Consider the following 1,225-nt stretch of genomic DNA (forward strand, 5'->3'; position numbering starts at 1 on the left):
CGCTGCGGGCGGCACCTGGAGGCAGGAGCGCCACGGCCAGGCCCACAACCAGGGCGGCCGCCCCGGGGCGGCGCAGGACGCTTGGGGCCACGGCATCGCCGGCAACTCGTGGAAAGCTAGGCCTGGCTTTGGCGCCTGCCCCTGGGTCAGAAGCCGCCGCCGGTTTCGCCGGCATTCGATCCGTAGGGGGCGTCGTCGGCCGGCAGGGTCACCCCCAGCCGCTGCCGCCACTCCGCAACCGGCAGCTCCCAGCCCTCCTCCCACCGGACCGTGGCGAAGGGACGGGCGGTGAAACCGATCGTGGTGCCGTGGCTGATGGAGCGGCTGAGGGTCTCGTAGCTGTCGAGCTTGAAGCGGAAAGCGGCGATCTGGGCCGCGTGGGTGAGGCTCACATAGGCAGGGAAGCCGATCTGGGTGGCGGTGATGGCCAGCACCCCGTTCTCCCCCACCGGCGTCGTGCCGAAACCGCTGACCACATGGTGGATGTCGTGGGTGGTGGCGATCCGCTGGGTGAGCCAGCGTCCCTCCGTGTCGACGGGGCGGGGGCGGAAGAACTCGGGGTCGTAGTTGAAGCGGCGGATCAGGGCCGCGTAGGTGTGGCCCAGGCTCCCCTCCGGCAGCGCTTCGAGCCGCTCCAGATCCGGCTGCAGGGGCGGGTAGCGCTCGTCCATCATCGCCGCCCCGCCCGGCAGGGCCCGGAAGCGGGCGATGCAGGCCTCCATCTGGGGGGTGTCCAGGAAGCTGTCCACCAGATCGGCGATCCGGGCGAGATCCCCCTGGCTGCGGCCCACGGCGATCAGCTGGCGCGCCTGGCCCAGGGCCTGCAAAGAGAGCTGGAAGCGATGCATCGGGGGGGCTGCGCCTGGGGCGAACCTAGGCCGGCTGTTCCATGGGGCCGGCGCTCACCAGCTGCGGGCCGGGACCGGCAGCGGCGGTTCCAGATCAAGCGGCTGCTCCTGGAACGGCCAGACCCGCGGCAGCACCGGAGCCGCCAGGCCCCGTTCGGCCCGGATCCGGGCCCAGATGCGCGTGAACCAGAAGCGGGCCGCCTGGGTGGAGCGGCCCCGGTAGCGGGCCACCAGCCCCCGCTCCAGCCGGCCGCAGGCCATCGTTCCCTCCAGTCCGTGCCGCTCGGCGCGGCAGGCCTCCAGCAGGGGCTCGCCCACCGGAGCGGGGGCGGCCCACACGAGGCTGGCGAACACCGGCTGCCCCCCCAGACCGTGGG

Annotated in this window: 2 protein-coding genes; both read right to left on the reverse strand. The window is 73.3% G+C overall.

Translation table 11 applies throughout. From position 1 onward, the window contains the following. Positions 1–146: 146 nt before the first annotated feature. The gene (locus VB737_RS07100) at positions 147–848 is read right to left on the reverse strand and encodes a Coq4 family protein (protein ID WP_500312220.1); all 702 of its coding nucleotides are present in this window, start codon (positions 846–848) and stop codon (positions 147–149) included. Between the two features lie 54 nt (positions 849–902). Next, positions 903–1,225: urease accessory protein UreD (locus tag VB737_RS07105; RefSeq protein ID WP_500312221.1), on the reverse strand; the 323-nt coding region annotated here is incomplete at its 5' end.

Origin of the sequence: Synechococcus sp. BA-120 BA3, from assembly GCF_034931285.1 — a bacterium.
Taxonomy (GTDB): domain Bacteria; phylum Cyanobacteriota; class Cyanobacteriia; order PCC-6307; family Cyanobiaceae; genus Cyanobium.

Coding starts and splice junctions, on each gene's coding strand:
- VB737_RS07100 (WP_500312220.1), bottom strand. CDS start 848: ATGCATCGCTTCCAGCTCTCTTTGCAGGCCCTGGGCCAGGCGCGCCAG.